At 62.8% G+C, this 7440-nt stretch carries 7 protein-coding genes and 1 pseudogene; 4 read left to right on the top strand and 4 right to left on the bottom strand.

Translation table 11 applies throughout. The features are described from left to right. The 4 genes from ACZYZE_RS18845 to bla form a co-directional block, all read right to left on the bottom strand. Positions 1–1191 (bottom strand): RNA polymerase sigma factor (locus tag ACZYZE_RS18845; protein ID WP_463909546.1); only part of this gene is annotated, 1191 nt, incomplete at its 3' end. Between the two features lie 65 nt (positions 1192–1256). Then, entirely contained in the window at positions 1257–1592 is a 336-nt protein-coding gene (locus tag ACZYZE_RS18840) for a YciI family protein (protein WP_463909544.1), read from the bottom strand. A gap of 274 nt (positions 1593–1866) precedes the next feature. After that, the gene (locus tag ACZYZE_RS18835; RefSeq protein WP_463909542.1) at positions 1867–2760 is read right to left on the bottom strand and encodes a hypothetical protein; all 894 of its coding nucleotides are present in this window, start codon (positions 2758–2760) and stop codon (positions 1867–1869) included. A gap of 14 nt (positions 2761–2774) precedes the next feature. After that, positions 2775–3722 carry a class A beta-lactamase gene (gene bla, locus ACZYZE_RS18830; protein WP_463909540.1) on the bottom strand — a complete coding sequence of 316 codons (948 nt, stop codon included), beginning with the start codon at positions 3720–3722 and terminating at the stop codon, positions 2775–2777. 79 nt (positions 3723–3801) lie between these two features. Between bla and ACZYZE_RS18825 the strand changes: the two genes are divergently transcribed. The 4 genes and pseudogenes from ACZYZE_RS18825 to ACZYZE_RS18810 form a co-directional block, all read left to right on the top strand. Then, positions 3802–4686 (top strand): LysR family transcriptional regulator, encoded by an 885-nt coding sequence (locus tag ACZYZE_RS18825; protein WP_463909538.1) that lies wholly within the window; start codon positions 3802–3804, stop codon positions 4684–4686. Beyond that, complete coding sequence (locus tag ACZYZE_RS18820) at positions 4644–5597, top strand: serine hydrolase (RefSeq protein WP_463909548.1); 954 nt, start codon at positions 4644–4646, stop codon at positions 5595–5597. Before ACZYZE_RS18825 ends, ACZYZE_RS18820 begins: the two co-directional genes overlap by 43 nt. A gap of 83 nt (positions 5598–5680) precedes the next feature. Further along, a complete protein-coding gene (locus tag ACZYZE_RS18815; protein WP_463909536.1) occupies positions 5681–5818 on the top strand; it encodes a hypothetical protein in 138 nt (45 codons plus the stop codon). A gap of 995 nt (positions 5819–6813) precedes the next feature. Beyond that, positions 6814–7440 (top strand): annotated as a pseudogene (locus ACZYZE_RS18810) (transposase); the annotation flags it as partial.

The following is a 7440-nucleotide window of genomic DNA, read 5'->3' as shown; positions in this document are numbered from 1 at the left end:
CCAACGCCCGAGCGGGCCACCGAACCCCGGTCGCAGCCCTCGCCGCCCACCAGACCCGCGACCAGGAACCCCTGGCCGCGTAACCGAAAAACAACGATTAAACTGTCTCAGAAACTTGACGTGCGCAGCCAGGCCTGCCTCCGGTCCTTGAGACATCGCGACGGCGACGGCACGGTTAAGCTCAATGACCGGCGATGGTGCAATCTGCCCAAGGTGGTCATACAGCAAGGCCACCTTTGCGAAGTCCGTGCTGCCAGAGTCCGGGGCGATCATATGGCAGGCAGCAATGGTGGCCTGGACACGGTAGTTCCCGGGCCCGGAACGGCGTGAAATGCCCATTTGCTCGGCATCCGCCAGCAGCGCCACAGCCTCCGCAACCGCAGCCCTGTCCCATGATCCGCGGTCCTGCGCCTCCAACGTCACCAAGTCCCCCGCGGCGTCTGTTCGCGCCCGTCTCCGGGCATGGTGGAACAGCATAAGCGCCAGGAGACCCAAAGCCTCCGGTTCCTGAGGGAAACCGTCGAGTAGGGCTATCAGCAGCCGGGTCAGGCGAATCGCTTCCCGGACAAGGGGTTCGCGGACCAATGTGCTGCCGCCCGTGGCCGAATATCCTTCGTTGAACATGAGATAGAGCACGGCCAAAATACCGGCCGTGCGGTCGGATATCAGCTCCGGTGGCGGCACACGATAAGGGATCCCTGCGTTCCGTATCTTGGCACGGGCCCGGACGAGTCGTTTCGACATGGTTGCATCCGAGACCAGGAACGCGCGCGCAATCTCACCTGTGGTGAGGCCGGCGACCGTGCGCAAGGTCAACGCCACCCGGGTATCGAGCGGGAGGGCAGGGTGACAACAGGTGTAAATCAGACGCAACCGGTCGTCGTCGGCCGCAGGAGTTCTGCCGGGCCCGTCCGGCAGTTCTTCGAGTTCAGTGAGGATCGCGAGTTCACGCACCGCCCTCTTTTCGCTGGCGGCACTGCGCATAAGGTCGATCGCCCTGTTCTTGGCCACGGTGGTCAGCCGGGCCCCGGTGTTCGTGGGAATGCCGCGCACCGGCCAGTCGATAAGAGCGCGCGCGAACGCATCCTGGACACTATCCTCGGAAAGGCTCCAGTCGCCCGTGACGCGGATGAGGGTTGCTGTGATTCGCGCGGTTTCGGCGGCGGAGGCCATCTCGACGGCGGTCTGCACATCCGTCGGCCCCGTTACCACTTAACCCCTCCCCCGATCATCAGTGCCGGCCACCGGACGAATGGCTACTCCCCGAGCGGCCACACTGGCCTGATCTCGATCTTGCCGAATCGTGCCATGGGATGTTTCGATGCCACCTCGATGGCCTCATCGAGATCGGTACAGGCGATGATGTCATAGCCCGCAATCCATTCCTTGGTCTCGGAGAACGGCCCGTCGGAGACCACCACTTCGCCCGCACGGACCGTGACGGTGGTTGCGTCCTCCACAGGGCGCAGCCTGTCACCGTGACGGGAGACACCCCGCGATTGCATTTCGGCCCCCCATTCCACAATATTGTCCTCGGCGGCCACATATTTCGGTGCTGAGGGATCGCTACAAATAAAAAGCATGTAATCCATGACAACTCCTTCTTATCGGTCGATATACCAACACGACGTCCGCGACGCCGCCAAAAGGACACCCGACGAGAAAATCTTTTCCAGGTATCCGGTCGGCGCTTGCTCCGAAGCTGGAATCCGACCCTCCGCCCAGCGAACCCTTGGACATGAGCGATTTCAATTATGAGCGCTGTCCTTTTCTGCGATAGCGTTCTCGACCTTTAGGTCGCGGGACGCGTCAAGCGACCTAAAGCTTCGGTGTCGCATGGCCCCATTGGGCGCCCGGCGCCGTCCGCTACCCTGAACCGTGCGCTCGACGGCGGATCATCATGTGTAGGCCCGTAAGGATTCCACCCAAGACCAGGGCGAAAAGCACCGGGACTGCGAAGATGCCCAAAGCGAGGGAGAAAATCTGGGTCACTACTTCGCTCATTGCATGAAGATTGCCGTCTAGGACACGCATTTCGAGTGCGCTCCTCACGGATGTGAAGTGCGCGGGGGTGATCCACAGGGCGGCTAGAGACACAACCCAGACAATCAGCCGCCGGAGCGGGCGGATACCGCACCGGCCGAGCACCACGCCTACGATGACCGCGGGAAGCCATGTCGAGATCAACGAGACCTCAATTGGAAGACCGGTCGGAGGGCTCAGCATCGAAACCGCGTCCACGATCCAGGATGAGAAGGGCACAGCCGAGAGGGCTAGGCCAAGAGAGACTGGACTGACGGAACTGCGGGATACCAGCCAGAACACTGCTTGAGCCAGCAGCGCCGCGAAGACGGCGCCGCCCAGCAAGCCTCCGAAGTAAAGCACCGCCCGTTGGTCCACTCGCGGCCCGTGAACTCCCAAGCCGTCAGCGACGACCGCGAAGCTCTGGATTATCGCAATGCTGTGCACGAGGAGGACGCCAACTGCAGCGGACCACGCCTGCGCATATACCACCCGCCTAAAAAATCGCACGCCCAGGGCTGCGACGGCTCCGCCAACGAAGAGCAACACAGCGACCCGCAGCGCGTGATACTGGTTCACGGGCAGGAGCGCCAACGGCATGTCCTCGGGCAGGACGCCGGCCTGCCAAAGATTTTGAAGCGGCAGCTTGGCGCCGGTGGCAAGCCACGGAGCAAGAACGAGCGCAGCGGAAGCGAATCCGATCGCGAGTCCGGTGAGTACACCGGTAACACGCCCCATTGGGTGAGCGGCCATCAAAGGAGTTCCGCGAAAACGAGCTGGCCAACGCGCGCGACGACGGCGTTGTTGTTCACCGCATCCGGATCGTCCGTTTTGGTCATCACGGCGAGTGTCAGCGGAGGACCCGCATCCGGCCACACGACGCCCGCGTCATTCACGACTCCGTAATCGCCAGCACCCGTCTTGTCGGCGAGTTCAGCTCCAGGTGGCACAACCGCCCCCAGCCGCTTGCCGGCGGTGGTATTGCGGAGCATCCAACCGCGAAGACGGGCCTGCCCAAGTGCACTCAGCGCGTCGCCGAGCAAGAGGGCCTCGTAGAGTTTGTGGATATCAGACGGTGTGCTGGTATCGCGAAGGTCCCCAGGAAGCGCCTCGTTGAGCTCCGGCTCCCAGCGGTCGAGACGGGTGGAACGGGCACCGAGACTTCGCGCATATGCGCCTATCTGCATTGGACCTCCGATGACTTCGAGCAGGAGATTACCAGCCGTGTTGTCGCTGAAACGCAGGGCAGCGTCGGTGAGCTCCTCCACGCTCATGTCCCTGTCCTGGTCGGCAGCGCAAATTATGGAGTTCTCCACAATCTGATCCCCACGGAACAGAATTCGGCGTTTCCAGAACTCATCGTCGTACGCGTGGTCGCGGAGCAGTCGGGCAACAGCAAGAGTCTTGAAAAGAGAGCACATCGGGAACGTGTCACCGCCTCGGTATGCATAGGAGGTTTGCCCCCGTCGGCCCGCGGCAATCCCGATCGTGACGCCATGCGCCGATTCGAGGTCGGCGATTGCCCGGTCGAGACGTCGATGGACGCTCCCCGTCCCGGGCGGCTTCTCCTGTGCGGAAGCTGGGCCTCCCGTAGCGGCCATTGAAGCTGCGAGTACTCCGCCTGCACCGAACAAGAGGATCTTGCGACGGGTCGAGTCGAAGGGCCGATCTTGCGGCTGGGATGTATGAAGTTGATCCATGCAGCCAGTCTGAGTGGAAAATCTGACTCGCTCAAAGCCAAAAATGACAGGATTGATGCATCAACGGCATAATTGAGGGATGGATGTCCTTAGCGGTGCGCGCGCGTTCGTCGCCGTCGCTCGTCGGCAAAGCTTCTCGGCCGCCGCGCAGGACGAACGGACGACGCAGCCCGTTGTGAGTCGCCGAGTCGCCGGCCTCGAGGCCCAACTCGGCGGAGCGCTGCTCGAGCGAAGCACGCGCCAGGTGAGTCTGACGCCCCTCGGCGCTGCACTTCTTGGACATGCACAGGCGCTGCTGAGCGCCGAACGCTCACTCCTCGATGCTGCAACATCCCACCGTAGCGGCACGGTCCGCCTTCTCGTACCCTGTGATCTTGATCCCGCGCTGTGGGCAGCCCTTCGATTACGCGCGCTCGGAGCGGGCACGGACCTCGAGATCGAGGAAAATGACCTGGAGCGGCGTACTTTGCGGTTTCGCCTCGGGGAAGCGGATGCCGCCCTTCTCCCGGTCGAGACAGCACGAGCCGACTGGGTGGTGCCGCTGGGCCTCGCGCAGGCTACCGATCGGCTCAGGCCGCTTACACTCGCCGCTTTGCGTCCGACCCGTGCTCTGGGGCCACGCGCGGCCTCACGTCTCGCAGTGCTGGCGGAGGATGCCTCCGCCCAACTTCTATCCGCGTTACGAGAGTCCGCTGCGGAATCCGGGCTGGCAGCACATCAGGTTTACGAGTCCCCAAGCGTCGTCAGCGCGCTCACCGGAGCGCTAGCAGGCGACGACTGGGTCCTCTGCACTCGAGAGCAGGCGGCCGCGTGGCGTTTGCAATGGTTCGAGGTGCGCGAATTGACACTCGCGCGTGCCTATCGGCTTGAGTCGCGCACGCCAGATGGCAGGAAGCTGTTCGAGGCGACCCTTCAACGGGAATTCGCTGCGGCCCTCGGCGGCGTCAGGCGGGAGCAATCCTGACCGTCTCGGCGCACGACGCCGGTGCCGGGACGAGCGCACTGCGCCGGGCAGCGCACGTGCTCGAGGCCGCGGGACTCTCGGGATCTCTTCTCGTGCGTCACCTCGGCACGGGACACGAGCTTGCGCTTGACGCCGATCGGCCCTTCCCGCTGGCGTCTGTCGCCAAGTTGCCCCTCGCAGCGGCCGCGCTCGACGCCGCGCACCAGGGTAAGCTCGATCTCAGCACGCCGGTGCGCATCGATGACACGAGCCGATCTCAGGGTGGTCCCGGCCTTGCCCGCTTTGCCCACTCGGCTACGATCGCCGTAGGGGATCTCATCCGGCTTGCGATAGAGATCAGCGACAACACGGCCGCGGATGCAATTTTCCGCATCGTCTCCCCGCGCGACGTCACGGAATGGCTCCAGGCCCTCGGCACGAGCGGCATCATCTTGCGTCATCCGATCGGCGAACTCTATGCCTCGCTCGCGACGCAAACCTTAACCCGCGATGCTGCTACGGTGCACTCGCTCGTCGTTTCTGCTGACAAACAAGGGCACCCCTCTCCATTGCCCCAACTAGACATCGAGCGCGCTAACGCCGGCACCGCGCGCGGGCTTGCCGATCTCCTGCAAAAGATCTGGGACGGAAGCATCGACGACGCGGTGGCGGCACCTCTGCGCGAGATGCTCGCTGGAAACGTATTCCGACACCGCCTCGCACCGGATTTCTCAGCCGATACGTCGGTCTGGCACTCGAAAACGGGTTCCTTCGTCCATCTCCGTCACGAAGCGGGCGTCGTCGAACACATCGGCGGCGAGACCCTCGTCGTTGTCGCCCTCACTCGCAGTCGGGTGCCGGCCGTCATCCAGCCGTCCGCGGAGCAGGCAATGGGTCACGCTGCGCGCATCCTCCACGATGAACTCGTCTAGTCATATACCCAACCCTGCTGAGGCACAATTCAACCCCTCGGCAACCCGACTACTCTGGGCTACTCCGCACCTGGGATCTTTGCGTGGCGGCGCTGAACGCCGACATCCAGAATCACAAGGCCTTCAACAAGGCCATCGCCCCGAAGGCGGCGCACCACGGGAGTGCTTTCCCAAGTTGCATCGTTGAGGAACATCTCGGAACGATCTGCGTTCTGGCCTAGAACCCAGTCCTGGATTCATCGTTGGGCGCCACCATTGCCGGAGGATTCCCGGGCAGTTGTAGCCACAACAAGCCCGGAACACTCAACTGTCTCGCTTAGGGCATTCAAAGTCGTGCAACGCCGGCCAAACAGGGTCGATGTCACCGTGCACCGACAGAAGCGCACCTTCGGCGCCCCACGTAAATTCATACGTCCCGGAGGCAATGGGCTGGTAGCCATCATCAGCGGTCCAAGAACTAACAGGCCTGCCAAAGCCACCAAGCCCCACTGCGTACAACTCACCGCCACCGGCAAACAAGAACGAATGCTCTCTCACTGCGGCCTGGCAGAAGCCGGGCCCCTGGGGACGCAAGACGGTGTAAGTAGCACCAAGGTCGCCTACCCCACTGATTGCGCTGCAAACTCCGACCAAAACTGCAAGTCCCACCCACAGTCGTGAACTCCTGCGGGTAGATCTTTGCTCCCCCGACGCAGCCTTCCGGGAGTCGCGCACAAATGCGCGGACGATTGCGAGTACGAGCGAAAGTACGAGCAGCGAACTGCTAAGAGCCCATCCGGGCATCACCAACTCACCCCACACCAGCAGGAAACCAACATGCCGCCCACGATGGCCACTGCCGCCAGGAGTAGGCACAGGCTGACAGCCTGGTCGAGGCGATGTGCAGCCATCGTTCGGTGTCTGAACGATAGCCGAGTCGAGTTCATCGAACCATCATCGCAGCTGTGGATCACGAATATGCCGCAGGTAGTGGCAGGTTGCCGACGTCTTCGAAGGGGATAACGCGACGATGCTTAGGGCCAACGTACGTGAAGGTTGGCCATTAGATCTAAGGAGAATAGACGGAGGCGTTTGAATTACAGCCGTGGATGGCGTTATTCTGTCAGCGGTAAATGGCGGGTGTCCGTTCGAGGGAAGCCTCTATTCAGGCCAGCTNAGTCCAGTGTCTGTGTGAGTTTCGTGTCCGAGAATGGACACAGGAGGAAATTCACGAATCATGGCACGCAGACACACCCCCGAGCAGGTCATCGCCAAAGTCCGGCAGGGCCAGAAGATGCTCAACGACGGACGCCCGATGGTCGAGGTCATCAAGGAGCTTCAGGTCACCGCGGCGACCTGGTACCGATGGCTGAACCAGTACGGGTCCGAGAAGAACGCCGAGGCGTCTAAACGGACGAAGGAGCTGGAGAAGGAAAACGCCTGCCTCAAGCGCCTGCTGGCGGAGAAGGAACTGGCCATCGACATCCTAAATGAGGTGGCCAAGGGAAAATTCTGAGCCCCGAACCCCGCCGCCGTGCCGTGCGCATGGCGGTGGAGAAGTTCGGGGCATCCGAACGCTTCGTCTGCGCGGTCCTGGGCCAGAACCGGTCCGCGTTCCGCAAGAAGAAGCCCGGCATGGGCTTCGAGGAAATGCAGCTCCGCGCAGCCCTGCGTGCCGTCGCCGTGAAGCACCCCGCTTGGGGCTGGCGGAAAGCCCGCTGGCACCTGCTGGCACGGCCCGAGTGGGACGGCGTGGCACTGAACAGGAAGCGGGTGCGCCGGCTCTGGCGCGACGAAGGGCTGACCTGCAAACCCAAGGCGCGGAAGAAGCGCCGCACCGGGCCCGGAGCCGGGGAGCAGAAAC

Source organism: Pseudarthrobacter woesei (assembly GCF_055412745.1).
This window is presented reverse-complemented; position numbering and strand designations above follow the sequence as displayed.